Here is a 26407-nt window from a genome sequence, read left to right as displayed (position 1 = left end):
GAGGCGGTGCGGCCGCCGGGGCCGGAGGGAGGGCCGGTGCGGCGGGCGTCCACCCCGGGAGGCCTCGGGGAGAGGCGGGCACACCGGGGGACGGGTCTCACGGGTGCCCCACAGCGAGGTGACCTCATGGGGTGACCCGCACCGAGAACTCGCCCTCCGCGACCCTGGCCCGCAGCTTCTCGTCGGCCGACACCTCGTCCGCGGCGCGGACGACCGCGCCGTCCGCCCGCTGGAGCACCGCGTATCCCCGCTCCAGGGTGGCGGCCGGGGAGAGCGCCACCACCCGCGCCCGGGTGTGGGACAGCTCCGAGTCGGCCCGGTCCAGCAGATGCCCCAGCGTGCGGCGGCTCCGGCCGAGCAGCGCGTCGATCTGTTCCTCCCGCTCCTCCACCATCCGCTGCGGCCGTTCCACGCACGGGCGGTGCCGGGCCGCGGCGAGGCCCCGCTCCTCCCGGTCCAGCAGCCCGGTGACGGTGCGCAGCGCCCGCTCCCGCAGCTGCCGGATCCGGACCAGCTCCTCGCCGACGTCCGGCACCACCTTCTTCGCGGCGTCCGTGGGTGTGGAGGCGCGCAGGTCGGCGACCAGGTCGAGCAGGGGCGTGTCCGGCTCGTGCCCGATCGCCGAGACGACCGGCGTGCGGCACGCGGAGACCGTCCGGATCAGCGCTTCGTCCGAGAACGGCAGCAGGTCCTCGACGCTGCCGCCGCCCCGGGCGACCACGATCACGTCCACGTCCGGGTGCGCGTCCAGCTCCTCGACCGCCCCGATCACCTGGGGCACGGCGCGGACGCCCTGCACGGCCACGTTGCGCACCTCGAAGCGGACGGCGGGCCAGCGGTGCCGGGCGTTCTCCAGGACGTCCCGCTCCGCCGCCGAGGCCCGGCCGCAGACCAGGCCGATGAGCTGCGGCAGGAACGGCAGGGGCCGCTTGCGGTCCAGGGCGAACAGCCCCTCCGCCGCCAGCGACTTCTTCAGCTGCTCCAGCCGGGCCAGCAGCTCGCCCACCCCGACGGGCTTGATCTCCGTGGCGCGCAGCGAGAGCTGGCCGCGGGGGGCGTACCACTCGGGCTTGGCGTGCACGACGACCCGCGCGCCCTCGGAGATGATGTCGGCGACCCGGTCGAAGACGACGCGGTAGCAGGTGACCGACAGCGAGATGTCGTGCGACGGATCGCGCAGCGTCAGGAACACCACCCCGGCCCCGGGCCGCCGGGACAGCTGGGTGATCTGCCCCTCGACCCAGACGGAGCCGAGCCGGTCGATCCACCCGCCGATCAGCCGGGACACCTGCCCCACCGGGATGGGTGCGTCCGCCGAGGTGTTGAGAGCCATACCCGCAGGCTAGCCGCCCGCGCCGACAGAACCCCCGGATCCGCGTGATCCGCTTTCCGCCCTCCTGCCCGCGTACGGACCACCCGCTCGGCCCCTCGTGCGAACCCTTGTGCCGACTCTCCGGAACGCCCTGACCAGGCATGGTCCGCACCGCTCCCGGCCGGTGCCCGCCCCCGGCGGCGGGTGCGATCATCGCGTCCCTCCCACGGCCTTACGATGGGGGGCATGACTGCAACGCCCAGCCCGTCGCCCGCCACCGCCCACAGCGGAGAGGCTGCTCGCAAGACCGGCCGGGTCCTGCTCGCCGCCCCCCGTGGCTACTGCGCCGGCGTGGACCGTGCCGTGATCGCCGTCGAGAAGGCCTTGGAGCAGTACGGCGCACCCATTTATGTGCGCAAGGAGATCGTCCACAACAAGTACGTGGTGCAGACCCTGGAGAAGAAGGGCGCGATCTTCGTCGAGGAGACGGAGGAGGTGCCGGAGGGGTCCATCGTGATCTTCTCGGCGCACGGCGTCGCCCCGGTGGTGCACGACGAGGCCGCCCAGCGGAAGCTCGCCACCATCGACGCCACCTGCCCGCTCGTCACCAAGGTCCACAAGGAAGCCGTCCGCTTCGCCCAGGACGACTACGACATCCTCCTCATCGGCCACGAGGGCCACGAGGAGGTCATCGGCACCAGCGGTGAGGCGCCCGAGCACATCACGCTGGTGGACGGCCCGGACGATGTGAAGAACGTCGAGGTCCGCGACGAGTCCAAGGTCGTCTGGCTCTCCCAGACGACGCTCTCCGTCGACGAGACGATGGAGACCGTGGGCGCCCTCAAGGACCGCTTCCCGCAGCTGATCAGCCCGCCCAGCGACGACATCTGCTACGCCACCCAGAACCGGCAGGTGGCCATCAAGCAGGTCGCGGCCGAGTCCGACCTGGTGATCGTCGTCGGGTCGAAGAACTCCTCCAACTCCGTCCGTCTGGTCGAGGTGGCGCTGGGCGCCGGTGCCAAGGCCGGTCACCTGGTGGACTTCGCCGAGGAGATCGACGAGGCCTGGCTCGAGGGCGTCGGCACGGTCGGTGTCACCTCCGGCGCCTCGGTCCCGGACGTCCTGGTCGAGGGCGTGCTGGAGTGGCTGAAGGAGCGCGGCTACGGCGACGTCGAGGTCGTGCAGCCGATGGAGGAGAGCCTGACCTTCTCGCTGCCGAAGGAGCTGCGGCGCGACCTGCGCGCCGAGGCCGCGGCCTCGGCGGGCACGGAGCCCTCCCAGGACTGACGGCCGGACGGCCCGCGGCCGGCCGTTCCCGGGCACCGATGCCCGTCAATATCCGCGCATGTCCGCGAACGGGCAGCGATCCGCGTCGTCCGAGAAGTGACGCGCGGTCGCTGCCCGTAGCGTTGTTCTCATGCAGCGACACATTTTCGGTGTGGACATCGGCGGATCGGGCATCAAGGGCGCCCCGGTCGACCTCTACCAGGGCGACCTGGCCGAAGCGCGGCACAAGGTGCTCACTCCGCACCCGGCGACGCCGGAGGCGGTGGCCGAGGGCGTCAAGAAGGTCGTGGACCACTTCGGGTGGTCCGGGCCGGTCGGGGTGACGTTCCCCGGCGTGGTGACCGGCGGCATCACCCGCACCGCCGCCAACGTCGACGCGGGCTGGGTGGACCGGGACGCCGAGGGCCTGCTCGCCGACCGGCTCGGCCTGCCGGTGACCGTCCTGAACGACGCCGACGCGGCCGGCACCGCCGAGCTGGCCTTCGGGGCGGGCCGGGGACGCTCGGGGACGGTGATCCTGCTGACGTTCGGCACCGGCATCGGCAGCGCGGTGTTCACCGACGGCCGGCTCGTGCCCAACACCGAGCTCGGCCACCTGGAGCTGAGCGGCCACGAGGCGGAGAAGCGCGCCTCCACCAAGGCCAAGGAGGACGAGGACCTCAGCTGGTCCCACTGGGCGCGGCGGGTCCGGAAGTACCTGGCCCACCTGGAGATGCTGTTCTCGCCCGGGCTGTTCATCATCGGCGGCGGCGTGAGCCGCAAGGCCGACAAGTTCCTCCCGCTGATCGACGGCATCCGCGCCGAGATCGTCCCCGCGGAGCTCCAGAACAACGCGGGCATCGTCGGCGCCGCCATGGCGGCCTTCGAGCGGCGGGGGAGCGAGGGGCCGACGGTGGGGCCGGCGGGGGGAGCGACGGGGGCGCGGCCGGGTGCGGGGCCGGGCGTCAGTGGGGGCGCGGGGCCGGGTGCGGGCTCGGGCGCCGGTGGGGGCGCGGGGCCGATCCCGGGCGCCGGGGCGGGCTCCGCGGCGGAGGCTTCGGCTTCCACGGACGGCGGCGCGGCCTCGGGCTCGGGTCCGTCGTAGGGCACGCCATGGCCTGGTCCCTGGGAGTCACATGGGCCTGGGCCCTGTGAGTCATCGGAGGAGGGCGAGGGCCGGCGGGGCTCCGGCGCCGGACTGGCGGGACAGCCGGCTCGACCGGGGGTCATGCCCGGCTCGGGAGCTCATGCCCCTCGGGAGGTCACGCCCCAGGAGCTCCGGGCCCGGCTCAGGAGCTCCAGCCGGGCGGGGAGAAAAGGGTTGGGGCCGGGGTCGGGGTCGGGGAGTGCGGCGCGGCCCGGAATGAGGCTGGTCAGGCGCTCTCGGGCTGCGGGCGCTCGGCCGTCGGCTGGCCGCCCCCCGGCGTGCGCGGCGTACTCCCCGTGCGACGGGCGCGGCTGCCGAGCAGAAGCACCTTGCGCACCACCACGACGAGCACCGCGGTCAGCGTCCCGCCGTAGAGCCAGCCCGCCTGGAGCGCGAGCTGGGTGAACACCGCCATCACCTGGCTGCCGAACCCGCCCGAGCCGCCGCTGACCGGCACGAGTCCGGCCGCGAACGAGATCGGCGCGCTGATCGGCGCCGCGACCAGGTCGGACGGCCTTACCCAGAGGGCACAGAGCGCGCTGGTGAGCAGGAACAGCAGTCCGTAGGGCAGCGCGGCGGCGTCCAGCAGCAGCCCGTCGAGCATCCCGCCGACGATCATCACGACGAGCGAGGCCAGCCCGCAGCCGAGACCGGTGAGCCGGGGACCGGGAAGCCGCTTCCCGAACCGCCGCAGCCCGGCGGGCGCCGGGGCGCCGGGGGACCGCTGCCCGGCGCGGTGAACGGTGGCCGGCTCCTGCTGGGCGCCTCTACGCGGCCGGGGCGTGCGCATGCTGGGTTGCTCCACCCGACCAACGTAGGTCGCGGGGGGCGCGGAACCCGGGGTGGGACACGCGGTTTGAGCCACCTTGGCGGTATGTTCGGCCGATAGTCCGAGCGGCCGATAGTCCGTGCGGTCGACAGCCGGGGTGATCGACAGCCGGGGTGATCGACGGTCCGTGGGTCGATGGTCCGTGCTCGACGATCCGTGCGGCGCCGGCCCGAGCTGCGGGTGGGCCGTGCGGTGGGGCGGCCCGGACGCGGAGCGGGGCAGGGCGTGGGCGCGGAACCTGGGAGCGGGATCTGTGAGCAGGACCTGGGAATGGCGGCTCACGGCAGACGTCGCCTGGGATCGGCAGCGGTGGCCCACGGCAGACGTTGCCCGGGGTCGGCAGCGGGGTCGGCAGCGGGGTCGCCGGAAGATGGCCGGGGCGCGTCCGGAACACCGGGCCCGTCGGCGGTCCGCGGGCAGGGAAACCGGCCCCGTAGACTGGATGACCGGCCCCGGCCCGGGGCCCGTCCTCCACCATCGTTCTCGCTACGGGAAGTCGCCACGTGTCGCTCACGATCGGAATCGTCGGCCTGCCGAATGTCGGCAAGTCGACCCTTTTCAACGCCCTGACCAAGAACGACGTGCTGGCGGCCAACTACCCGTTCGCCACCATCGAGCCGAACGTCGGCGTCGTCGGTGTCCCGGACCCGCGCCTCGACAAGCTGGCCGAGATCTTCAGCTCGCAGCGCAAGCTCCCGGCGACCGTCGACTTCGTCGACATCGCGGGCATCGTGCGCGGCGCCTCCGAGGGCGAGGGCCTGGGCAACAAGTTCCTGGCGAACATCCGCGAGTCGGATGCGATCTGCCAGGTCATCCGGGCGTTCCACGACGAGAACGTCGTCCACGTGGACGGCAAGGTCTCGCCCAAGGACGACATCGAGACGATCAACACCGAGCTGATCCTCGCCGACCTCCAGTCCGTCGAGAAGGCGATCCCGCGCCTGACGAAGGAGTCCCGCCTCCAGAAGGACAAGGTCGCGGTCCTCGGGGCGGTCGAGGCGGCCAAGAAGATCCTTGAGGAAGGCCGGACCCTCTTCTCCGCCGGCATCACCAAGGGCACCGAGCAGGGCGCGCTCCTCCACGAGCTGCACCTGCTCACCACCAAGCCCTTCCTCTACGTCTTCAATGTCGACGAGGACGAGCTGGTCGACGAGGCGTTCAAGGACGAGCAGCGCAAGCTGGTCGCGCCCGCCGAGGCGATCTTCCTCAACGCGAAAATCGAGTCCGAGCTGATCGAGCTCGACGACGAGGAGTCGCTGGAGCTCCTCCAGTCGATGGGCCAGGACGAGCCGGGCCTCGCGACGCTGGGCCGCGTCGGCTTCGAGACCCTCGGCCTGCAGACGTACCTCACGGCCGGCCCCAAGGAAGCCCGCGCCTGGACGATCAAGAAGGGCGCCACCGCCCCGGAGGCGGCCGGTGTGATCCACACCGACTTCCAGAAGGGCTTCATCAAGGCCGAGATCGTCTCCTACGAGGACCTCCTCGACTGCGGCTCCATCCCGGAGGCCCGCGCCAAGGGCAAGGCCCGCATGGAGGGCAAGGACTACGTGATGCAGGACGGGGACGTGGTGGAGTTCCGCTTCAACGTCTAGGCGCATTTCCACCACGCCGCGTTTGCCGAACGCGCAGGTCATAAGGGGGCCGACCCAGATTGGGTCGGCCCCCTTATGACGCTTTCCCGTGCTGGGGTATCCGACGACTGTCGTCTCTCCTCGCGCACGACAGCGCATGATGCTAACTTTTGGGTTACTAACCTTGTTGTTAGTTTCATGCGTGGAGGTCGGCAGGCATGGTGGACTTCGTAGGCCGTCGGCAGGAGCTGGCGACGCTGGAGTGCGAGCTGCAGAGGGTGGCGGCAGGCGTCGGGAGTGAGCGGCCGGGACGTTGCGTGATGCTGCGCGGGCGGCGCCGAGTGGGCAAATCGCGGCTCGTCGAGCGGTTTGCGGAGCGATCCGGGGCCCCATTCCTGTTCTACGCCGCCACTGGTGCGTCCTCCGAGACCGATCTGGCACGGCTGGCCCGGGACGCCCAGGCATCCACGCTGCCCCTGGCGCAGCTGGTGGCCGCCGCGCGACCGGAGAGCTGGGACGCCGCGTTCGACGTGCTGGCCGCAGCGCTGCCTGCCGACCGGGCGAGCGTGCTGGTCATCGACGAGGTGCCGTACCTGATGGATACCGGCGGCGCCTTCGAGGGGATGCTGCAGCGAGCCTGGGATCGCGTTCTGGAAACCAAGCCGGTGCTGCTGATCCTCATCGGCTCGGATCTGTCGATGATGGAGGCGCTGAACAGCTACGGGCGCCCCTTTCACCAGCGCGGCCGGGAGATGGTGCTCGGGCCGCTGAACCCCGCCGAAGTCGGGCGGATGCTGGGACTGGACCCGGCGGAAGCCTTCGACGCCGCGCTGGTCACCGGCGGGCTGCCGTTGGTCTGCGCGGAGTGGCCGTACGGTGCGGGGCTCTGGGATTTTCTCGGCGAGGCGCTGCAAGATCCGGTCTCGGCGCTGCTGGTTTCTGCCGAGCGCTCACTGGCAGCGGAGTTTCCGCCGCAGGCTCAGGCGCGCAGGGTGCTCGCGGCGATCGGCAGCGGCGAACGGACCTTCACCAACATCGCCCGCGCGGCCGGCGGGATCGGTGCCACGCCGTTGCAGCGAGCGCTGGAACTGCTCACGGAGAAGAGGATCGTCGCCGCGGAACTCCCCGTATCCCTGCGCCCCTCGAAGGACCGACGCTACCGGGTGACGGATCCCTACCTGCGTTTTTGGCTGCACCTTCTCGGCCCCTCCATGGAGGAGATCGAGCGGGGAAGGGGCGATCTGACCTTGGCGCGGATCCGGGAGAACTGGAACAGCTGGCGTGGCCGGGCCGTCGAGCCGCTCATCCGCGAGGCGCTCGCCCGGATACTGCCTGACGACCAGCTGCCCGCGGCCCCCGCGGTGGGCGGCTACTGGACCCGCACCAACGACGTCGAGATCGACCTCGTCGGGGCGGACCGCGCGCCCATCGCCAAGGAGCTGCTGTTCGTCGGCTCCATCAAGTGGCTGGAGCAGTCACCCTTCGACCGGCACGACCTGGCGGCTCTCCACCGCCACCGCGCCGCGCTCACCCCCGACCCCGTCCCGGTCGTGGCGGCCTCGCGCAGCGGAATCGACTGTCCGGGGCTCGATGCCGCGTACGGCCCCGGCGATCTGCTGGCGGCATGGCCGCTGTGAGCGGCGGATGGCAGGCGCGGCGTGGGAGTTGGGGAGCGCCATCAGGCTGAACGGACGTCGTGGAGAAGTCTCTCGAACCTCGGCCCCTCACTGACCGCTGTTGTGTAGCGTTGGCGGTCCTGAGCCTCCTCATGCTTTGTCGTGCATCCCGTGCCGGGACGGTGCTGGGATGCGCCCGCATTCCAGCAGGTCAGAGGATCGTGGTGGAGTTCCGCTTCAACGTCTGAGCGGGTGACGTCAACGCCAGGTCGCCGATCTCGCGTACATGCTGGTGCGGGGTCGGTTCCTTCGGGGGTCGGCCCCTTCCGCTGTCCCTGGCCGGGACGGTGTCGGGCCTTCTGCCGCGGACGTCGTTGGAGGGCGTGGTTCAGGTGTCGTAGATCGTGGAGCGATGGCCGACGTGCACGACCCACACCACTAGTTCCCCGTTGTCGATCGTGTAGACGACGCGGTAGTCGCCGACTCGCAAGCGGCGGCGGTCGGGTTGAGACACAAGTGCGGTGGTGTTGAAGCCGAGCGGGTCGCTCTCCAGCTCCGTCAGCTTGGCCAGGATGCGGAGCGCCATGGCCCGGGGAATCTTCCGCAGCTCGGCCTGGGCTTCCGGTCGAAACGTGGTGCGGTACTCACTCACTGCGCGCCAGCGTCTCCCTCATGATGTCCTCGATGGGGATACCGGCCGACGGGTTCGCCATGCGCTCGTCGATGATCCGGTTGATCTCGCGCTCTTCCCATTCCTGGTACCTGCGGAGTACCTCGATGGACACCACGGCGGCGACCTCTTTGCCGCGGCGGGTAATCACTGTGGGCAGATCATCACGGTCGGCCCGCTCCACGACCTCGGCCAAGTGGGCGCGTACATCGCGGATGGACTCTATGGGCAGTGGCTGTGTCATGACGCAAGTGTACTGAATGGTCCATGTGTACACCACTGGCCTATGTGTACACCATGCTCATCTTCGTTCGCCGGATGTGCTTCCGTTTGGCAGAACCTGCTCTGGGTTGAGTCCTCATGCTTGCGTTTTCGCAGGTGGGAGCCGTGTGGTCGGCGATTCGCATCAAGGCGTGTGCCGATAGTGCGCCGACACTAGGACGGTGCGCCGCCCAGGACCTCCACCCTGCCGGTGTCGAGCGAGTAGTAGGCGCCGACTACGGCCAGGTCGCCCTTGCGGACGAGTGGTGCCAGGTCCCGGTTGTCGCGGAGGTCGGCCGAGACCAGCTCGACCTGGTTGCGGGCCATGGTGTCCACCGGGTCGGCGCCGCCGCCCTTCCGGACCGTCTCGTCGTACGCCGGGCGCAGGGCCTTCACGATCGCCTCCAGGTTGCCGGGCAGCGGTTCGTTGTCCCGGAAGGACTGGTAGGCCGCTTCGACGGCGCCGCAGCGCTGGTGCCCGAGGACCACGATGAGCGGGGTGCCGCTCGTCATCGGCCCGTATTCCACCGAGCCGGTGACCACCGGGTCGATCGCCTCCCCGCCCGTGCGCATGACGTAGAGGTCGCCCAGCCCGGTGTCGAAGAGGAGCTCCGGCGGCACCCGGGAGTCGATGCAGGCGAGCACCGAACCGAAGGGCTTCTGTTGCTGGGCCACGAACTCCCGCCGGTTCGGATCCCGGTCGGGGTGCCGGAGGTCTCCGCTCACCCAGCGCTCGTTGCCGTCCATCAGGCGCGTGAACGCGGCGGCGGGCGTGGTCGGCCGCTTGTCCGGCGAGGTGCTGGGCGAGGACGGGGCGGTGTTCAGCGACGAGCATCCGCCGAGCGCCGCCGTGGCGAGCCCCAGTCCGCCGGCCAGCAGCCCGCCGGTGAGCAGAGCTCTGCGATCCGGGAGTCCCGCTCTCTGCATCGGCCGTTTCCCCTTAGTCCGCTGCAGGCACGTCCGCGTGCCGTGACCGGGGCGATTGTTCAGCGTGCCGGGGATTTCCGGCGGCAGGCGCAAGCGGGCGGGGGCGGCTTTTGGTACTGACGGCCCACGGCGGGCCACGGGCTCAGCTGCCGGCTCGCAGATGCTGGGTGAGACCGCGCAGCGCGGTCCACGTCTGTGGGCCGGTTCCGTCGCCGAGGGGGTAGTGGAGCGCGGGGCGTCCTGGACGACCCAGCGGTGGGGGTGACGCCCAGTGCGGCGCGGGCGGGGAGGGTGAGGCGCGCCGTGCCGGGGTGATCTGCAGAGCGCGGTCGCTGGTGATCTCTGTGCGCAAGGCGTCCGAGAGTCGGCTGATCATGGCGACCACGGGGCGTCCAGGCAACCAGCTGACGACGAGGGGCGGCATCGAGGGGACAGGGCCGCCTTGCTCGACGGCCGACGAGAAACGGTACGTACCGGCCCAGGAGGTCACTGTGGGCAGATGTGCATGTGTGGCAGCGATGGACCGAGCCGGGATCGTCGGTGGGTCCAAGCATTCTGCGAGGCGGGGCCCGGGCCTACTCCGGAGGCAAGGGCTGCTTGCTCTCGTCTCCGAACAGGTATCCGTACATCGCCGCCAAGTAGCCGTACAGGACATGCTCGTCGGGAAACTCGATGTCCGTCAGGGACTCGTAGTCGCCCACGGTGAGGTCCCGGGTCTTCACGCTGTGCTCCAGCCCCTGCCGGACAGCTTCTACGTATTCGCGCTTGAATGCGTGCAGGGCTGGGCGAAGGTAGTCGCTTGTGTCGTAGGCCTCTTCAAGGCTGAGATAGGTGCGGATGAAGGTCCGCAGTTCCCGGTTCATTGCGTCCCCACTCCAGGTATGCCGTCCAGGAGGCGAATTCACGTGCGGGGGTACCGAAGACTCCCGCTCGCTGTGCTCACGTTCTCGGCCGCTCGTCGATGACGCCGTACGCCACTGGCGCTGGCGGAGCGTCCTCGGAACGGTCCAGCCGCAGCATTGCCGACCCCGACGGTGGTTGAGGTCAGCTGACGCTCGCGCCGCGGAGCGGCCAGGAGCCCCTTTCGCCTTGAACGCTGCTGATTTTTCGCGAGGCCTTCAGGAACTCGTAGTTGATGTTTCCGTCATCAGGCAGAGATCGGCGCGTTCGTTTGTCGAAGGTGAGCGTGCGGTGCATGGCATCGGCGTCGAAGCCGAAGAGGTACCGAATGCCCTCTTCCCCTTCTTCCAGCATGCGGAAATACGCTATCGAGGCCAAAGTCATTACCGCCTGGCATTCGGAGGTGTCAGAGGCGTCGGAGGGGAGAGGGGTCAGGAGCGCGGCTTGCCGGACTGGTCGTCCTGCTCCGCCTTCTTCTTCTCCTTGATGCGCACGACTTCCTTGCGGACCTCGGCCTGCGTGGCGCGCTCCTGCTGCAGCCACTCGGGGTCTTCCTGCTTCAGCGTCTCGATCTGCTCCGTGGTGAGGGGCTCGGTGACGCCGCCGCGTGCGAGGCCGGAGATGGAGACGCCCAGCTTCGAGGCGACGACCGGTCGCGGGTGCGGGCCGTTGCGGCGCAGCTCCTGCAGCCACTCGGGCGGGTCGGTCTGCAGCGCGTTCAGCTCGCTGCGTGAGACGACACCCTCCCGGAATTCCGCGGGGGTGGCCTCGAGGTACACACCCAGCTTCTTCGCCGCGGTTGCGGGCTTCATCGTCTGGGAGGTCTTGTGCGACGTCATGCCGTCCAGGGTATCGAGCGTGTGCGTGGCCGCCGACCACGGCCGTCACTCGGGACCGGGGGACGTAGCGCCTGGGCCCCCAGTCCCGAGTGGGGCCGCAGGGCCTGGGGCCGTCACCCCCCGGCCCACGGCCGCTGTCCCGGGCCGTGGCCGGTAACCTGGCGGGGTGACTGGCTCCGAGACGTCCCCCTTGTTCCGGCTCGCGTATGTCCCGGGTGTGACGCCGGCCAAGTGGGTGCGGATCTGGAACGAGCGGCTGCCCGACATTCCTCTGGATCTTGTCGCGGCAACCGCCGCGGAAGCCCCCGAGCTGCTGCTCAGCGGTGGCGCCGACGCGGGCTTCGTGCGGTTGCCGGTCGACCGGACGGCGCTGAGCGCGATCCCCCTCTACACCGAGACCACGGTGGTCGTGGTGCCGAAGGACCACGTCGTGACGGCGGCCGAGGAGGTGTCCGTCGAGGACCTGGCCGACGACATCGTGCTGCACCCCCTCGACGACACCCTCGACTGGGAGCGCCTGCCGGGGCAGCCGGCGATCGAGCGCCCGGCCACGACCGGGGACGCCATCGAGCTGGTGGCGGCGGGAGTGGGAGTGCTGGTCGTTCCGCAGTCCCTCGCCCGGCTGCACCACCGTCGGGACCTCACCTACCGTCCGCTGTCGGACGCTCCCCAGTCGCGCGTCGCACTGTCCTGGCCGGAGGGGGAGACTCCCGACCTGGTGGACGACTTCATCGGGATCGTCCGCGGCCGGACCGTCAACAGCACGCGCGGGCGGGCCGGGGCCGCGGCGCAGTCGCAGGACAAGCGGTCCGACGCCGGCGGTGCGGGCGGCTCCGGCCGGAAGTCCGCGGGCGGCGGAACCGGCAGGTCGGGGGGCAAACCGACGGGGCGGACCGCCGGGAGGGCGGCCGGGAAGCCGACCGGCAGGACGGCGGGCAAGGGTCGGGGCAGTGGTTCCGGTGGCGCCAAGGGCGGCAAGCGAGGAAAGCCCCGCGGCAGGTCGTAGCCCGTATTCCCGCCGCGAGCCCTCATCTCCGAGCCGCGAGATCCCGTCTCCCGGCCCCGAGCCCACATCTCACATCCCCGAGGTCCCCGGCCCCGAGCCCACATCCCCCAGCCCTGAACCCGGAGCGCCGACCTCCCGGCCCTGAGCCTGGAGCCCACATCCGCCAGCCCTGAACCCGGAACTCCCGGCCCCGAGCCTGGAGCCTCCGGCCCCGAGCCCGGAGGCCCGAACGCCCAGCCCCCGGCCCCGCCCGGAGCACCGAACTCCCAGCCCCGAGCCTGGAGCCCGCGCAGCCCCCGAGCCCGGAGCCCCGAACGCTTAGCCCCTGGCCCCGCCCGGAGCGCCGACCTCCCAGCCCCGAGGCCCGAGCCCTCAGCCCCGCCCCGGCGTCACGCCCCGCCGAACCAGCCCGGGACGTCCAGGCGGAACAGGTCCTGCGGGGTCACCGTGCGCAGGTCGTTCTCCAGGGCGTGCAGGCGTTCCTCGCCCAGCGTCGCTGCCCACCGCGCCCGTAGATCGTCGAAGATCCGGGCCGAGCGGGTGAGGCAGTCGACGCCCCGTTCGGTCAGCTGGACCGTTTTGCGGCGGGCGTCGTGGGGATCGGTCGCCCGCTGGACGTAGCCGAGGCGTTCGAGGGAGTCGATCGTCTTGCCCGCGGCCTGTTTGGAGACGCCGAGGGTGCGGCCCAGCTCGGCGGCCGTGGTGCCGTACGGGCCGATGGCCTGGAAGACGAATCCGTGCAGGGGACGCACGTCGGGATGCCCCTGGCGGGCGAGTTCGGCGTGCAGATCGTCGATGAGGACCCGGAATCCGAGGAACAGGCGCAGGGGCAGTTCGAAGCCGGGGGTGGCGGCGGGATCACTTGACACGATCGACAACCAGGTTCACTGTTACGGCGAGAAGGACAACCATGTTGTCGAGTGTAGGAGGCTCCACGATGCCTGTCATCCGTCATGCCGAAGCCCGCCGGACCGAGACGCCGAACGCTGTCATGACCACCCTCGCCTCGCCCACTCAGGGACCTGCCGACGGGCTCGCCGTCTGGCGGGTCGCGATGCGGCCCGGGCAGGCCGGGCCCGAGCACACCTTCGACACGGAACAGGTCTGGACCGTGCTCGAGGGCGGCGCCCGGATCGACCTCGGCGGGGAGGTGGTGACCGTGACGTCCGGGGACACCGTGGTGATGCCCGCGGGCGTCCCCCGGCGGGTGTTCTGCGACGGGCCCGAGGGGCTCACCGCCGTGGTCGCCTCCCGGGCCGGCGGGCAGGCGCAGGTGCGGGAGGCCGTCGGACCGGACGCCGACGGATGCGCCGTACGGGACGGTGAACGCCTGGTCCCGGCCTGGATCGCGTAATCGGTCCGATGGCCGCAGCCGGGCACGTGCTCGGCTGGATGACGACCAGGACCGGGCCACGATCCGGCATGAAGCCGAGGTCGAGGCCGAGGCCGAACGGGGAGCGCGAACCCACGGAGCGCGAACACAGGGGGCGCGCATGCAGGGAGCGCGCATGCAGGACGTACGAACGGGGCGCGTGGCCAGCGGTGTTCATTGCTGTGTTCATTGCTGACGGGGTCTCGGGCCCGGGACGGTCCGGCCCGCCGTCGGCCTTCCGTCCGCGGGTTCGTCCTGGGCGTGGTCGCAGCGTTCCGCGTCCGGCCAGGGGAGGAGCGTGCCGTCCGCGTCCTCGACCAGGAGCCGGCCGTCCTGGACCAGTACCCCGCGCGGCGGCTGCGCCCCGTACAGGCTCGCCGTCGTGTACGCGGCGCTGAGGCCGCCCAGGTCGTGGACCAGTCCGATCCTGAAGAGTGACCGGGTCTCCTCGATGGCCTCGTGGTCACCGGCCCGGATGACGATCCGCAGGTCGGGCGCGACCGCCAGGGCCGCCACGGACACCGCGATGTTGTCGAGGTCGTCCGAGGCGACGGCGGCCAGCGCCTGCGCCCGGTGCAGGCCGAGTTCCCGCAGGACGAAACGGTCCTGGGCGTCGGCCACGACGACCGGGACGCCGAGTGCCCTGGCCAGCCGGAGGTTGGGGGCCTGCGGGTCGCGTTCCACGGCGATCACGCCGATGCCCAGGTCCTGCAGTTCGGTGCAGAGCCGCAGGCCCACCTGCCCCAGACCGACGACCACCACATGCCCGGCCCGCGGCAGTGCCCGGGGGCCCACGATGCCGACGGAACGCGGCGCGAGCATCCGGTCCACCATCCCGGCGGTGAAGACCGCCGTGAAGGCCATGGTGATCAGCATCGCGACGATGCCGAACACCAGGTACGGGGTGTCCGGACCGTGCGGGGACGCCGGGCCGACGGTGGAGACCGTGCGCGTCGCCTCGAACAGCGCCTCCACCGGCGGCCGGTGGTGCAGGAACACCAGCCAGGCCCAGTCCGAGAGGAGGACGGCGAGCAGCCCGCCCAGCCCGGCCAGCATGATCCGCGAACTGCCGTCGTGCGGCCGCAGTTGCCCCCGGAGCCGCCCTGCCCGGGCCCGGTACCGCAGCGCCCGGGGCGCGCGGTAGGGCGTGCGCCGCAGGGAACCGTTCTCCCAGTGGGCGGCGGCATGGCCGGATTCCGTACGGCTCAGGGACACCAGAGAGGGCTCGATGCAGGCGGCCAGGAAGGTGGGGGCGACGACGTCGGCGGGGGAGGTGACCCGGCAGTTCGGGACCACGCGCACCAGTTGCTCGGCCACGGTCCGGTCGAAGATGGTCACCACCAGGCGGACATGCGGGCGGATGTGCTCCACGGCGAGGGCGTAGCGGAGGGACTCCACGTCATCGAGGAGGATCGCCACGCCGGCCACGCCGCCCGAGTCCGCCACGCCTGCTACGCCGCCCGTGGCCCCGCCCGGGGCCGTTCCGTCGGGGGCGAGGGCCGCGCGCAGTTCCTCGTCCGTGGGCTGGGTGAGGTGGCACACGGTGTGTCCCGCGGCCTGCAGGGTGCCGCAGACCTTGCGGGCCACATCGCCGCCGATCACCACGTAGTACCGGCCGGGTGGTGCCCCGTTCCCCTCGGGCGGGGCACCGGCGGTCCCGGCGGCCCGCCCGAGGGGAGACGGGTCCCCGGCGCGCGGGGGCACCGAGGACCCGGGCGCCCGGAGCGTCGACGCACCGGATGCCCCGGCGGTCGCCGGACCGGATGACGCTCCGACCGTCGACGCACCGGACGCCCCGGCGGTCGCCGCACCGGACGACGCTCCGTCCGCCGACGCACCGACTCCCGAGGGGCCGCATCCCCCGGGCGCCCGGAGCGCGGAGGCCTCGGGCGCCCCGGACGTCCCGAGCACGGAGGCCGCCCGCGCCCCCGGCGCCCGGGGCGCCGAGGCCTCCGCCCCGGGCGCCTCAGACACCGAACGCGCAGTCATCGGACCGGTAGGGATCGCAGGCCGCGCACCGCGGTTCCCCGCAGCCGGCGCAGGTGGTCAGCGGCTCCCCGCAGTGGCACCGCATAGCGCCGGGCCGATTGGCCCCGGCGGCCCGGCCGGGCCCGCGGGACCGGGCAGCCGGCGCGGCCGGAGCGGAATCGACGGACGGGGCAGGCGACGCGTATCGCGAGGGCACGGTCATCGTTCCCCTCCCTGCTCCCCGGCCTCCGCGGCCCGGTCCGCTTCGGCCCGGCCCGCCCCCGGCCCATCCGCCTCCACCGGCACCGCCCCCGTCTCAGCCGTCCGCCCCAGCAGCGAGTGCCGGTACCCGTACAGCCCGTAGACCGCGAGGCCGAGCAGGAACCAGACCACGAAGCGCAGCCAGGTCGTCGGCTGGAGCTGGAAAACCAGCCAGAGCGAGAAGGCGATACCGATCAGCGGCAGCACCGGCATGCCCGGGCAGCGGAACGACCGCGGCAGCTGCGGCGACCGGTAGCGGAGGACGATCACCGCGGCGGAGACCACCACGAAGGCGAGCAGGATGCCGATGTTGGTGAGCTCCGCGGCCTCCGCGATCGGCATGAACCCGGCCATGACCGCGGACACCGCGCCCACGATCCACGTCGGGCGGTGCGGCACCTCGGTGCGCGGGTGCACCTTCGCGAACCAGCCCGGGAGCAGTCCGTCCCGGCTGATCGCGAACCAGACGCGGGAGGCGCCCAGCATGAACGAGAACAGCACGGTGAGGATGCCCACGATCGCCCCGACCGCGATGACGTCCGCGAAGCCGGGCAGCCCCACGGCCGCGAAGGCCGAGGAGAACGCGCTCTCCGGGTCGATCCGGTCGAACGGCTGCATGCCCGTCAGCACCCCGCAGGCGAGCAGGTACAGCACCATGGCGATGGCCAGCGAGAGCAGGATCGCCCGCGGCAGATTGCGCTGCGCGTCCTTCGACTCCTCCGCCGCGGTGCTCATCGCGTCGTAGCCGAAGACGGCGAAGAAGACGGTGGCCGCGCCGGTCACCACACCGCCGAAGCCGTACGGCAGGAACGGGCTGAGGTTGCCGGAGTTCACATGGAACGCGCCGACCACGATGACCGCCAGCACGATCGCGATCTTCACGAAGACCAGGATCGTCTCGATCCGCGCACTGGTCTTCATGCCCCGGTTGAGCAGCCAGGCGATGAGCAGGCAGAGCAGCGCGGCGAAGAGGTCGACCCGGTGGCCGGAGCCGGTGCCCGGGGCGCCGAGCATCCACGCCGGGAGGTCGATCCCCAGCCCTTGGAGGAGGAACGAGAAGTAGCCGGAGATGCCGATCGCCACCACCGCGACGATCGCCGTGTACTCCAGCAGCAGATCCCAGCCGATCAGCCAGGCGACGACCTCGCCGAGCACGGCGTAGCTGTAGGTGTACGCGGACCCGGCGCGCGGGATCATCCCGGCGAACTCGGCGTAGGCCAGCGCCGCCGTTGCACTGGCGACCCCGGCGATGATGAACGACAGACTGACGGCGGGCCCGGCGGTGCCCTTGGCGACCGTCCCGGCCAGCGAGAAGATCCCGGCGCCGATGATCGCGCCGAGGCCGATCGCGGTGAGCTGCCAGAGCCCCAGGGTGCGCTTCAGGCCGGACCGCTTGCTGTCGTCGGGGCCGCCGGTGATCGGTTGGCGGCGGAAGATGCCGGTGGACGGACCGGCTCTGCCTGCTGTGGTCATGGGTCACTCCCATCGGAAGGGGTGGCGCGTCCCGGTTCACGGCCGCGCGCCCGGGGATGCCGGGCGGGGAACAGCGGCCGTTCGCACCCCGGGGTGGGGGTTTCCGCAGGCCGGAAGGGGGACGACAGTCCGGTCGGCCGGGGAGGCGGGCCCCGCGGAGCAGGTCGTGCGTCACACCGGGCCTGCCGGGAAGGTAGGGGCGCACCGGGAGCCGGACCCATCGACAAGTGCCACATCTTCCGGTCCCGGATTGCTCCATCTGCTCAAAGGCCGCGGGGCGGGGCGGTGGGTATCGTTCGCCGTGGGTTCCCACCGGCTTTCCGGTGAGTTTCCGCCGAGTGCCCCGACCGGAGGCGCCCGGGCCGGGCAGGCAGCCGGGCCGCGGACGCCGGGAGCGAACGGATATGAGGCCCGAGTACCAGGACATCGTCGACGAGGTTTCACGGCTGCTGGAAGCACCCGCGATCCTCGAGGAGCGCAGTCTCGCCCTGATCGCCTTCTGCGCTCACGACGGCGCGATCGACACCGTGCGGGAGCGGTCCATCCTGCAGCGGCAGTCCTCTGCCGAGATCCGCGAGCACTTCGAGGGCTACGGCATCAGCACCGCCACCGGGCCGGTCCGCATCCCCGCGGATCCCCGCTCGCGGGTGATGGCCCGGCTGTGCCTCCCGGTCCGCTGGCAGGGCATCACGTACGGGTACCTGTGGCTGCTCGACGAGGGCCGGGAGATCGAGGAGACCCTGCTGCCCCGCGCGATGGCGCTGGCGTCACGGGCGGGGGCGCTGATGGCTACCGAGCTGCACCTGCGCGAGGACCTGGGCTACCGGCTGCGCGACCTGATCTCCGTCTCGCCCGAGGTCCGGGAGCAGGCGGCGGTGGAGATCGGCGACCTGGGACACGTGCCCCGCGGCACCCCGGTCGCCGCGATCGCGCTGCGGTTCCACGGGACGGGCCGGGGCGGCTGTGACGCACGGTACGCACGAGGCAGTGGGGACGCACCGTACGCACGAGGCAGTGGGGACGTGCGGCACGCGCAAGGCAGTGGGGACGCACCGTACGCACGGGGCAATGGTGACGCACGGTACGCACCGGGCAGTGGGGATGCGCGGTACGCACCGGGCAGCCGTGGCGCACAGTACGTACCGGGCACAGGTGACGCCCGGTACGTCCGGGACCGGGGAGGCATCCCGTCCATGCGGGAGCAGCCGGACGCGGCCGCCGCGAAGGTCCCGGAGCAGTGGGATCCCCGGGACGCCCTGGCGACCCTGCTGTGGGGACTGCCGCGGCAGGTGCTCGCCCATGTCGCCGCCGATCACGCCGTTCTGCTGGTGCCCCTGGAGTCCGTGACGGACCTCGGTCCCGCCCGCGCGGCGGCGGCCCGGATCGCGGACGGGGCGGGCGTCCCGCACGGCACGGTCCGCGACCGCCCGCCGCTGCTCATCGGCGTGGGGGCACCCCGGCCCGACCTGGGCGAGGCGCACGCGAGCTGGCAGGAGGCCCGGCTCGCCACCCGGATCGGGGCGTTCCTGCCGCACGCCGGTCCGGTCGTGGAGTGGGAACGGCTCGGCGTCTACCGGCTGCTGGCGCGGATCCCGCAGAGCGAACTGCGGGACTCCTCCCTCGATCCGGCGGTGCACCGGCTGTTCGCCTGCGGCGACCCCGAACTCATCCGCACGCTGGAGGTCTACCTCGACGAGGCGGGCAACGCCCAGCGGTCCGCCGCCGAACTCGCGGTGCACCGGCAGACCCTCTACTACCGGCTGCACAAGGTCGAGCAGATCACCGGTCTGAGCCTGGCCGCCGGCGACGACCGGCTGGTGCTCCATCTCGGGCTGAAGATGGGCCACTTGCTGGGCCTGCTGCCTGCTCCCAGGCTCTGAGACCACCGGCCGGCCCGGCTCCGCGCCCTGCCGCCGTGAGCGCGGCCGTCCCGGGCCCGCGGTCCGCGTCGCCACCCGCCGGCCCCCGTCATGCCTCACCGCCGACCCGCGTCACCACCCGCGCCGGCCCCCGTCACGCCTCACCGTCGGCCTGCGCCACGCCCCGCCCCCGGCCCCGTCAAGGCTTGATGTTCTGGTTCAGATGGAAGAGGTTGTCCGGGTCGTAACTCTGCTTGATCCGGGCCAGCCGTTCGTAGTTCTCCCGGTAGTTGTCCCGGATCCGGCCCTGGTCGTCGTCGGCCATGAAGTTGATGTAGCCGCCGCCCTCCGAGTGCGGGGCGGTCGCCCGGTAGTAGTCGCGGACCCAGGCGACCGACGCCTCGTTGTCCGCCGCGTCCGGCCACATGCCGGCTATGACGGTGGCGAAGCTGGCGTCCCGGTACGCGAAGGCCGTGGCGTCCGGCGCCACGTCGTGGCAGGCGCCGTTGATCGGGTAGATGTGCACGGTCGAGTTGACGGCGGGCAGCCCCGGGCCGTGCTCGACATGCGCCGCGATCGCCGCGTCGGTGAGCTCGGTGACGAAGTTGGCCTTCCAGTAGTGCTGCAGGCCCGGCGGCACCAGATCGTCGAAGGCGCTGTTGAGCATCGGGTACGGCATCGGACCGAGGTGTTCGGCGACGACGCGTCCCGCGTCCCGGAACGGCCGCACCGCCTGCTCGCCCTCCTCCATCGGACCGGTCCAGCAGGTCACCACGATCGCGTGAACCAGGCCCTGGCGCTCCTCCGGGATGAACGGCAGCGGCGGCGCGATCTGCAGCCCCGGGAAGGCGCCGAGTTCGCGCGGTGCGGTGGCGATGAAGTCGCGGTAGAAGCGCAGCACGGAGGCCGTGTCCTCGAACTCGTAGAGGAGCGGGCCGCCGTAGATGTCCTTGACGGGGCCGAGCCGGAACTCGAACGACGTCACCACGCCGAAGTTGCCGCCGCCCCCGCGTACCGCCCAGAACAGGTCCTCGTTCTCCTGCTCGCTCGCGACGAGGATCCGGCCGTCGGCGGTGACCACCTCGGCGGAGATCAGGTTGTCGCAGGACAGCCCCATCGACCGGGACAGATAGCCGATGCCGCCGCCCAGGGTGAGCCCGCCGACGCCGGTGGTGGAGATGATGCCGCCGGTGGTGGCGAGCCCGTACGCGTAGCCCGCGTCGTTGAAGTCGCCCCAGGTCGCGCCGCCTTCGACGCGCGCGGTCCGGGTGGCGGGGTCGACCCGGACCTCCCGCATGCCGGACAAATCCGCCACCAGACCGTTGTCGCAGGTGCCGAAGCCCGGCACGCTGTGGCCACCGCCCCGGACGGCGAGTTCGAGCCCGCTCTCCCGGGCCGCGTCGACCACCGCCCGGACGTCACCGGCGCCGGTACATCGGACGACGGCGGCCGGTGTCCGGTCGATCATTGCGTTGTGGACGCTCCGCGCCTCGTCGTAACGGGCGTCCCCGGGACCGGTCACCGGTCCCTCCACACGCCCGCGGAGCTGCTGAATCACTGCGCTCGCAGCCATCACGACCACCTCTGATGGACTGATCCCTCTTCCACGCTACGTCGCCCCGGCCGTGCCTGCCCGTCCGTCGCGGCCCGGCCCGGCCTGGCTCGGCCCGCCCGGCCCGGCCCGGAGTCGAGCCCGGCCGCCCCTGCCGTCCGTCGCGGGGCGGCCCGGAGCCTCCGCCGTCCCGAGACGAGCCCGGCCGCCTGCCGCCCGCCGCCGTGCCCCGCCCCCTCCGCCGTCCCGACCCCCAACCGTGCCCGGCCGTCCCCCGCGCCCAACCGTCCTCCAACCGCGCCCGGCCGTCCCCCAAGGGCGTCCGGCCGCGCCCCACGCCCGCCCCACGCCCGCCCCGCGCGCCGATCACCCGGCCGTGTCACATGCTGGTGATACGACGTGCGGGCGTCCGTACCCGGGAGGACGCGACATGGCTGAGGAAGCCCCGTGGCCGGGGCGCGGCTCCGGCCCGGGCAGCGACGACGACGGCTGCGAGATACAGGTCGAGAACACCCTGACCTCCGCCCTGGCCCCGGCCCTGGTCGAAGCCGTCCGCGCCGGAGGCGCCTACGGAGGCGGCATCTACCTGCGCTCCCGGGACCGCCGCTCCCTCGTGCTCGCCATGATCGCCGGGATCCCCCGCTCCCTGCTGAAGCCCTGGTGGCGGGTGCCGGTCGGCGGCGCAGTCCCCGCTGCGGAGGCCTACCGCAACGCCGAGGGCATCCACCTCTCCGACGAGGGCGAGACCATGCGCCGCTTCCCGCAGATGTCCGTCGGCCTGCCCTACCCGTTCGCCTCCGCCTACCTGCCCGTGCTGGTGTACGGCGAGGTGGTGGGCGTGCTCATCGTGATGAGGTCCAGCACCCGCGGCGGCGGCCCCGCCGCGGGCGAGGACCGGCTGCGCACCGCCGCCGACGCCATGGGCGAGGACCTGGCGCAGCTTCAGGACCAGGACTGTCCGATCGAGTACGACGAGGAGCCGTTCAGCGTCCGGCTGCCCGCCGCCGCGGTCGCCGGGGTCCGCGTCGGACTCATCGACTGGGACCTCGGGTCCGGGACGATGGCCGCCGACGACGAGGCCTGCGCGGTGCTGGGTGCGGACCCGGCGGCCTTCGACGGCACCCTCGACGAGCTGGAGGCCCTCGTCAGCCCCGACGACCTCCACGAGCTGCGGGCGAGCCGGCGGGAGGCCACCGAGCAAGGCTGGGTCCGCGCCCGCAGGTTCCGGGTGCTGGACCGGAGCGCCGGCGAGCCGCGCTACCGGCAGGTGGAGCTGTGGGGCCGGGTGGTCGGCGGCCGCGAACGGCCCGGCTCCGCCCGCCACCTGGTGGGCGTCGTCGTCGACGCGGGCACCGGGACCACCGCGGCCGAGGCCGCCGAACGGCTGCCCGACGGCGTCTTCTCCATGGACCAGGACGGCCGGGTCACCTACACCAACCACCGCTGCGAACAACTGCTCCGCCGCTCCCGGGAGGAACTGCTCGGGCGGCACCCCTGGGAGGTGCTGCACTGGCTGTCGGACCCGGCGTACGAGGACCGCTACCGGGCGGCGATGCTCTCCCAGGAGCCCGCGTCGTTCCTGGCCCGCCATCCCGACGGCGGCTGGCTGGGGTTCATCCTCTACCCGGACGCCAGCGGGCTGACCGGCCGGGTCTTCCCCACCGCCCCGCCCCTCGACGAGGCCCCCGACGACCGGTTCCCGGAGCCCGACGCGCAGGTCGCCGCGCCCGTCGCCCTGCGCCGCCCCGGCGCGCTCTACCACGTGGTGCACATGGCCAGCGTGCTCACCGAGGCGGTGACCGTGCGCGAGGTCTGCATCGCGGTCGCCGACCAGCTGCTCCCGGCCTTCGGCGGACAGGAACTCGCGCTCTACGTCATCCGGGACGGGCGGATGCACCTGGCCTGGGAGTCGGGCTACCCGGACGGCTTCCTGGAGGAGTTCGAGGGCGTACCGCTCGACGCCCACCTGCCCGGTGTGGAGACCCTCACCTCCGGCGTCCCGATCTTCTTCGAGTCGCCCCGCCGGCTCTCCGCCGCCTATCCGGGCATTTCGCTGGACCGGATGCACGCCTGGGCGTTCCTGCCGCTCATCGCCTCCGGGCACCCGGTCGGCTCCTGCATCCTCGGCTACGACGCACCCCACACCTTCACCGCCGACGAACGGGCCGCCCTGACCGCCCTCGGCGGCCTCGTCGCCCAGGCGATGGAGCGCGCCCGCCTCTACGACGCCGAATTCACCCTGGCCCGCGGGCTGCAGGACGCCCTGCTGCCGCACCGGCTGCCCCCGGTCGAGGGACTGCGCACGGCCGGCCGGTACCTCCCCGGCACCCAGGGCATGGAGATCGGCGGCGACTGGTACGACGTGATCGTCACCAGCCGCGGGGTCGCCCTGGTGATCGGCGACGTCGAGGGCCACAACGTGGCCGCCGCCGCGGTCATGGGGCAGCTGCGCAGCGCCGTGAACGCCTTCGCCACCAGCGACAGCACACCCGTCGAGGTGCTCTCCCGGACCAACCGGCTGCTCGCCGACCTCGACGCGGGGGTCTACGCCACCTGCTGCTACATCGAACTCGACCCCGCCACCGGCCGGGCCCGCGCGGTCCGGGCGGGCCACCCCCCGCCACTGCTGCGCCATCCGGACGGGCGCACCGAGCAGCTGCAACTGGCGGGCGGCACCCTGCTGGGCGTCGACCCGGACGCCACCTATCCGGTGAACGAGCTGGAACTGCCCCGCGGTTCCGTCCTCGCGCTCTACACCGACGGGCTGGTCGAACAGCCGGGCGTCGACATCGACCACGGTGTGGAGGCGGTGCTGTCCTGCCTCGCCCGCACCCCGCCCGACTCCCTGGAACACCTGGCCGACCTGCTGGTGCGGCAGGCCCGCCGGGCACCGGACCGGCCGGACGACGTGGCGCTGCTGCTCACGGCGTACACCGGCACGGACACCCCGGCCGCCGGAACCGGAACCGCCTCCGGCTGACCGGTCGGTCTCCGCCGTGCACCATCTGCCCATCAGCCCGGCAGCCCGTCGGCCGCCGCCGCGCCCATCCCCCCGGCAGACGGGCACTGCGCCGATCGGACCAGTCCGCGTGGGCGCTCCGCCCCGGCCCGGGACAGTCTGGGCCCGGCGGTTCCCGCGGTCCCGGCGCGAGGGCGGGGCGAGGAGGGCGGTGCCGAGGAGGCGGTCATGGGGCTGTGGCGAGGCATCGTGCGGTGGCTGCTCGCCACGGCGCTGCTGCTGCTCGCCGGTGTGCAGATCCTGCTGCTCGTCCTGGTCCTGGTGCCGCTGCCCCGGCAGCCGCTGCTGGCCACCGCGTCGGTGCTGGCCACCTCGTGGTGCACCCCGGTGCTCGCGCTCCCGGCCGTGCTGGGGCTCCTCGGGGTCCTGGCCGGGCGGCGGGTCCGGGTGCGCTGGACGTCCTGGATCGCGCTCACCACCTCCGGCGCGGCGCTGTTCTGTGCCCTCGCGCCGTACGCCCTGGCCTGGCGCACCGCACGCGCCCACGGCGAAGGGCTGTCCCTGGCCGGGCAGTTCGACGGGCTCAACTACGCCCTCACCCCGGACCGGGAGCGCACCCTCGGCTACGCGCGGGTGGGCCGGCACCGGCTGAAGATGGACGTCTGGCTGCCAAACCGGCCCGCGCACCGGCCCCGCCCGGCCGTCGTCTGGGTGCACGGCGGCGGCTGGGAGTCCGGCCACCGGAGCCAGACCCCGCGCTGGAACCAGTGGCTCAACGACCGCGGCTACGCCGTCTTCGACGTCGAGTACCGGCTCGCGCCCGGGGCGACCCAGCTGCAGCAGATCGGGGACGTGAAGTGCGCGATCGGCTGGGTGCGCCGGCACGCGGACCGCTACGGCGTCGACCCGTCCCGGATCGTCCTCGCGGGCACCTCCGCCGGCGGCAACCTGGCGCTCTCCGCCGCCTACACCGCCCGCGACGTCCGGCCGCGCCCCTCCTGCCGCACGGCCCGGGACACCTCGGTGCGGGCGGTGGTGTCGTTCTACGGGCCCACCGACATGGCGGGCCTGATCGCGAGCGGCGCCGATCCGGCGGACCCGGCGGTGCGCCGCTTCATGGGCGGCTCGTTCCGGTCGGCGCCGGACAGCTTCCGGCTGGGGTCCCCGGTCCAGCTGGTCCGGGCCGACGTGCCGCCGACCCTGCTGCTGCACGGCAGCCACGACCGGCTCGTCCCCGTGGCACAGGCACGCGAGCTGAACGCCCGGCTGGCCGCGATCGGCGCGCGGCACCGGTACGTGGAGATCCCCTGGGCCGACCATGCGTTCGACTACAACTGGGGCGGCTGGGGAACCCAGATCGCCCGGCCCGTCCTGGCGCGCTTCCTTGCGGCTCATGCGGGACCTTGACCAAGATCACCACTTCGAGTGAAACTCTGGCCTGCGCTTGCCGTCAACAACCCAGGGTTGCCACGCTGTTGCAGAATGTCAACCTGATGGGGAGGGGCTTGTGCCTTTCGGTGAGCAGCCTGCTTACTTGCGGGTCGCCGGTGACCTGCGACAGAAGATCGCGGACGGCTCGCTGCCGCCGCACACCAGGCTCCCGTCCCAGGCGCGCATCCGCGAGGAGTACGGCGTCTCCGACACGGTCGCGCTGGAGGCGCGCAAGGTGCTCATGGCCGAGGGGCTCGTCGAGGGGCGCTCCGGGTCCGGCACCTATGTCCGGGAGCAGCCCGTCCCGCGGCGGATCGCCCGCACCGGCTACCGCGCGGCGGGGGAGTCCACCCCGTTCCGCCAGGAGCACGCGGACGACCGGGTCACCGGCACCTGGGAGTCCAGCAGCGAGCAGGACGAGGCGAGCGCGGAGATCGCGGCCCGGCTGGACATCGCGCCGGGGGAGCGGGTGATGCGCACGCGCTACGTCTACCGCGCGGAGGGCGAGCCGACGATGCTCTCCACCTCGTGGGAGCCGCTGGCCGTCACCGGCCGCACCCCCGTGATGCTGCCCGAGGAGGGGCCGCTGGCCGGCCGCGGGGTCGTCGAGCGGATGGCCGCGATCGACGTGATCGTCGACAACGTGCTGGAGGAGATCGGCGCCCGGCCCGGACTCGCGGAGGAGACCCTGGCGCTCGGCGGCGTCCCCGGACACGCGGTCATCGTGGTGGCCCGGACGTTCTACGCCTCGGGGCGGCCGGTCGAGACGGCCGACGTCGTGGTGCCGGCCGACCGCTTCCGCGTCTCGTACCACCTGCCGGTGAAATAGCGGCCGGGGGCCCCCGGTCCGCCGTGGGCTGCCTTCCGCCCCGGGGGCCGGGCCTTCCCGGCTCCCGGTGATCCGCCTGTCCCGCGGGGGCCGCGAAGTCCCCGCCCCGCGGCCCCGTCCCGCTCCGCGGCCCCGCCCCGGTCTGCTCCGTCGGCCCCCCGCCGCCCGCGCCGCCACCCCCTCGCGCCGCCACCACGCCACCGCCGCTGCCGCCCGTCCCGGCTCCCGCGACCACCGCGACACACCCCCCGGCCCCTGTCGCGACTCCCGCGGCCATCGCACAGCACCCCATGGCCGCCCTTATGGCCGCTTTGCCCCGCTTGGGTAGGGCGGTCTTTCTGTGTCAAAACTCACAGAGT

22 protein-coding genes and 1 pseudogene are annotated in these 26407 nt (G+C 72.6%); 10 read left to right on the top strand and 13 right to left on the bottom strand.

Translation table 11 applies throughout. The features are described from left to right. Window positions 1-124: 124 nt before the first annotated feature. Window positions 125-1333, bottom strand: a complete 1209-nt coding sequence (gene xseA / locus AC3EQ1_RS11300) for an exodeoxyribonuclease VII large subunit (protein ID WP_432094192.1) — start codon at window positions 1331-1333, stop codon at window positions 125-127. Window positions 1334-1549: 216 nt separating this feature from the next. On the opposite strand from xseA, the gene AC3EQ1_RS11295 reads away from it, so the two are divergent. Further along, window positions 1550-2599: a 4-hydroxy-3-methylbut-2-enyl diphosphate reductase gene (locus tag AC3EQ1_RS11295; RefSeq protein ID WP_432094191.1), complete on the top strand. Its 1050-nt coding sequence runs from the start codon at window positions 1550-1552 to the stop codon at window positions 2597-2599. Between the two features lie 130 nt (window positions 2600-2729). Next, a pseudogene (ppgK, locus tag AC3EQ1_RS11290) lies at window positions 2730-3461 on the top strand (polyphosphate--glucose phosphotransferase); the annotation flags it as partial. A gap of 490 nt (window positions 3462-3951) precedes the next feature. Here the strand turns inward: ppgK and AC3EQ1_RS11285 are convergent. Beyond that, window positions 3952-4530 carry a DUF6542 domain-containing protein gene (locus AC3EQ1_RS11285; RefSeq protein ID WP_432094190.1) on the bottom strand — a complete coding sequence of 193 codons (579 nt, stop codon included), beginning with the start codon at window positions 4528-4530 and terminating at the stop codon, window positions 3952-3954. A gap of 527 nt (window positions 4531-5057) precedes the next feature. Between AC3EQ1_RS11285 and ychF the strand changes: the two genes are divergently transcribed. Continuing rightward, window positions 5058-6146, top strand: a complete 1089-nt coding sequence (gene ychF, locus AC3EQ1_RS11280) for a redox-regulated ATPase YchF (protein WP_432094189.1) — start codon at window positions 5058-5060, stop codon at window positions 6144-6146. Between the two features lie 197 nt (window positions 6147-6343). Next, window positions 6344-7762 (top strand): ATP-binding protein, encoded by a 1419-nt coding sequence (locus AC3EQ1_RS11275; RefSeq protein ID WP_432094188.1) that lies wholly within the window; start codon window positions 6344-6346, stop codon window positions 7760-7762. A 367-nt stretch (window positions 7763-8129) separates the two neighbouring features. Here AC3EQ1_RS11275 and AC3EQ1_RS11270 read toward each other — a convergent pair whose 3' ends face one another. From AC3EQ1_RS11270 to AC3EQ1_RS11240, 7 genes are all read right to left on the bottom strand, one after another. Next, window positions 8130-8393 (bottom strand): type II toxin-antitoxin system RelE family toxin, encoded by a 264-nt coding sequence (locus AC3EQ1_RS11270; RefSeq protein WP_388859071.1) that lies wholly within the window; start codon window positions 8391-8393, stop codon window positions 8130-8132. Next, window positions 8386-8655, bottom strand: coding sequence for a type II toxin-antitoxin system Phd/YefM family antitoxin (locus AC3EQ1_RS11265; RefSeq protein ID WP_432094187.1), 270 nt, complete (start codon window positions 8653-8655; stop codon window positions 8386-8388). The genes AC3EQ1_RS11270 and AC3EQ1_RS11265 overlap by 8 nt, the downstream gene beginning before the upstream one ends. A 191-nt stretch (window positions 8656-8846) precedes the next feature. Then, a complete protein-coding gene (locus tag AC3EQ1_RS11260; RefSeq protein ID WP_432094186.1) occupies window positions 8847-9599 on the bottom strand; it encodes a carbonic anhydrase in 753 nt (250 codons plus the stop codon). A gap of 142 nt (window positions 9600-9741) precedes the next feature. Next, window positions 9742-9975 (bottom strand): DUF6177 family protein, encoded by a 234-nt coding sequence (locus tag AC3EQ1_RS11255; protein WP_432094185.1) that lies wholly within the window; start codon window positions 9973-9975, stop codon window positions 9742-9744. A 199-nt stretch (window positions 9976-10174) separates the two neighbouring features. Beyond that, a complete protein-coding gene (locus tag AC3EQ1_RS11250; RefSeq protein ID WP_432094184.1) occupies window positions 10175-10462 on the bottom strand; it encodes a hypothetical protein in 288 nt (95 codons plus the stop codon). Between the two features lie 181 nt (window positions 10463-10643). Next, window positions 10644-10853 carry a hypothetical protein gene (locus tag AC3EQ1_RS11245; RefSeq protein ID WP_432094183.1) on the bottom strand — a complete coding sequence of 70 codons (210 nt, stop codon included), beginning with the start codon at window positions 10851-10853 and terminating at the stop codon, window positions 10644-10646. Window positions 10854-10930: 77 nt separating this feature from the next. Further along, window positions 10931-11338: a DUF5997 family protein gene (locus AC3EQ1_RS11240; protein ID WP_432094182.1), complete on the bottom strand. Its 408-nt coding sequence runs from the start codon at window positions 11336-11338 to the stop codon at window positions 10931-10933. A gap of 166 nt (window positions 11339-11504) precedes the next feature. Between AC3EQ1_RS11240 and AC3EQ1_RS11235 the strand changes: the two genes are divergently transcribed. After that, window positions 11505-12344 (top strand): LysR substrate-binding domain-containing protein, encoded by an 840-nt coding sequence (locus AC3EQ1_RS11235; RefSeq protein WP_432094181.1) that lies wholly within the window; start codon window positions 11505-11507, stop codon window positions 12342-12344. Window positions 12345-12733: 389 nt separating this feature from the next. On the opposite strand, the gene AC3EQ1_RS11230 is transcribed toward AC3EQ1_RS11235, so the two are convergent. After that, complete coding sequence (locus AC3EQ1_RS11230) at window positions 12734-13222, bottom strand: MarR family winged helix-turn-helix transcriptional regulator (RefSeq protein WP_432094180.1); 489 nt, start codon at window positions 13220-13222, stop codon at window positions 12734-12736. Window positions 13223-13281: 59 nt separating this feature from the next. On the opposite strand from AC3EQ1_RS11230, the gene AC3EQ1_RS11225 reads away from it, so the two are divergent. Further along, the gene (locus tag AC3EQ1_RS11225; RefSeq protein ID WP_432094179.1) at window positions 13282-13698 is read left to right on the top strand and encodes a cupin domain-containing protein; all 417 of its coding nucleotides are present in this window, start codon (window positions 13282-13284) and stop codon (window positions 13696-13698) included. 204 nt (window positions 13699-13902) lie between these two features. Here AC3EQ1_RS11225 and AC3EQ1_RS11220 read toward each other — a convergent pair whose 3' ends face one another. Together AC3EQ1_RS11220 and AC3EQ1_RS11215 are read right to left on the bottom strand one after the other, a co-directional pair. Then, a complete protein-coding gene (locus tag AC3EQ1_RS11220; protein ID WP_432094178.1) occupies window positions 13903-15420 on the bottom strand; it encodes an NAD-binding protein in 1518 nt (505 codons plus the stop codon). A gap of 483 nt (window positions 15421-15903) precedes the next feature. After that, window positions 15904-17418 (bottom strand): amino acid permease, encoded by a 1515-nt coding sequence (locus AC3EQ1_RS11215; RefSeq protein WP_432094177.1) that lies wholly within the window; start codon window positions 17416-17418, stop codon window positions 15904-15906. A 404-nt stretch (window positions 17419-17822) separates the two neighbouring features. On the opposite strand from AC3EQ1_RS11215, the gene AC3EQ1_RS11210 reads away from it, so the two are divergent. Next, entirely contained in the window at window positions 17823-19298 is a 1476-nt protein-coding gene (locus AC3EQ1_RS11210) for a PucR family transcriptional regulator (RefSeq protein ID WP_432094176.1), read from the top strand. Window positions 19299-19476: 178 nt separating this feature from the next. Here the strand turns inward: AC3EQ1_RS11210 and AC3EQ1_RS11205 are convergent, their stop codons facing one another. Next, window positions 19477-20850, bottom strand: a complete 1374-nt coding sequence (locus tag AC3EQ1_RS11205) for an FAD-binding oxidoreductase (protein WP_432094175.1) — start codon at window positions 20848-20850, stop codon at window positions 19477-19479. 409 nt (window positions 20851-21259) lie between these two features. Here AC3EQ1_RS11205 and AC3EQ1_RS11200 point away from each other — a divergent pair, with 409 nt between their 5' ends. The 3 genes from AC3EQ1_RS11200 to AC3EQ1_RS11190 all read left to right on the top strand — a co-directional run bounded on the left by AC3EQ1_RS11200 (window position 21260) and on the right by AC3EQ1_RS11190 (window position 26048). Beyond that, on the top strand, window positions 21260-23809 hold the full coding sequence (locus AC3EQ1_RS11200) for a SpoIIE family protein phosphatase (RefSeq protein ID WP_432094174.1): 2550 nt from the start codon (window positions 21260-21262) through the stop codon (window positions 23807-23809). A 207-nt stretch (window positions 23810-24016) separates the two neighbouring features. After that, window positions 24017-25195 (top strand): alpha/beta hydrolase fold domain-containing protein, encoded by a 1179-nt coding sequence (locus tag AC3EQ1_RS11195; RefSeq protein WP_432094173.1) that lies wholly within the window; start codon window positions 24017-24019, stop codon window positions 25193-25195. 100 nt (window positions 25196-25295) lie between these two features. Beyond that, a complete protein-coding gene (locus tag AC3EQ1_RS11190; RefSeq protein WP_432094172.1) occupies window positions 25296-26048 on the top strand; it encodes a GntR family transcriptional regulator in 753 nt (250 codons plus the stop codon). The last annotated feature ends 359 nt before the right edge of the window (window positions 26049-26407 follow it).

This window comes from Streptomyces sp. bgisy100 (assembly GCF_057709105.1).
This window is presented reverse-complemented; position numbering and strand designations above follow the sequence as displayed.

What these genes read in the sequence shown, in the direction of transcription:
- xseA (WP_432094192.1), bottom strand. Translation starts at nt 1,333, where the DNA reads ATGGCTCTCAACACCTCGGCGGACGCACCCATCCCGGTGGGGCAGGTG.
- AC3EQ1_RS11295 (WP_432094191.1), top strand. Translation starts at nt 1,550, where the DNA reads ATGGGGGGCATGACTGCAACGCCCAGCCCGTCGCCCGCCACCGCCCAC.
- AC3EQ1_RS11275 (WP_432094188.1), top strand. Translation starts at nt 6,344, where the DNA reads ATGGTGGACTTCGTAGGCCGTCGGCAGGAGCTGGCGACGCTGGAGTGC.
- AC3EQ1_RS11265 (WP_432094187.1), bottom strand. Translation starts at nt 8,655, where the DNA reads ATGACACAGCCACTGCCCATAGAGTCCATCCGCGATGTACGCGCCCAC.
- AC3EQ1_RS11260 (WP_432094186.1), bottom strand. Translation starts at nt 9,599, where the DNA reads ATGCAGAGAGCGGGACTCCCGGATCGCAGAGCTCTGCTCACCGGCGGG.
- AC3EQ1_RS11255 (WP_432094185.1), bottom strand. Translation starts at nt 9,975, where the DNA reads ATGATCAGCCGACTCTCGGACGCCTTGCGCACAGAGATCACCAGCGAC.
- AC3EQ1_RS11250 (WP_432094184.1), bottom strand. Translation starts at nt 10,462, where the DNA reads ATGAACCGGGAACTGCGGACCTTCATCCGCACCTATCTCAGCCTTGAA.
- AC3EQ1_RS11245 (WP_432094183.1), bottom strand. Translation starts at nt 10,853, where the DNA reads ATGCTGGAAGAAGGGGAAGAGGGCATTCGGTACCTCTTCGGCTTCGAC.
- AC3EQ1_RS11240 (WP_432094182.1), bottom strand. Translation starts at nt 11,338, where the DNA reads ATGACGTCGCACAAGACCTCCCAGACGATGAAGCCCGCAACCGCGGCG.
- AC3EQ1_RS11225 (WP_432094179.1), top strand. Translation starts at nt 13,282, where the DNA reads ATGCCTGTCATCCGTCATGCCGAAGCCCGCCGGACCGAGACGCCGAAC.
- AC3EQ1_RS11215 (WP_432094177.1), bottom strand. Translation starts at nt 17,418, where the DNA reads ATGACCACAGCAGGCAGAGCCGGTCCGTCCACCGGCATCTTCCGCCGC.
- AC3EQ1_RS11210 (WP_432094176.1), top strand. Translation starts at nt 17,823, where the DNA reads ATGAGGCCCGAGTACCAGGACATCGTCGACGAGGTTTCACGGCTGCTG.
- AC3EQ1_RS11205 (WP_432094175.1), bottom strand. Translation starts at nt 20,850, where the DNA reads ATGGCTGCGAGCGCAGTGATTCAGCAGCTCCGCGGGCGTGTGGAGGGA.
- AC3EQ1_RS11200 (WP_432094174.1), top strand. Translation starts at nt 21,260, where the DNA reads ATGGCTGAGGAAGCCCCGTGGCCGGGGCGCGGCTCCGGCCCGGGCAGC.
- AC3EQ1_RS11195 (WP_432094173.1), top strand. Translation starts at nt 24,017, where the DNA reads ATGGGGCTGTGGCGAGGCATCGTGCGGTGGCTGCTCGCCACGGCGCTG.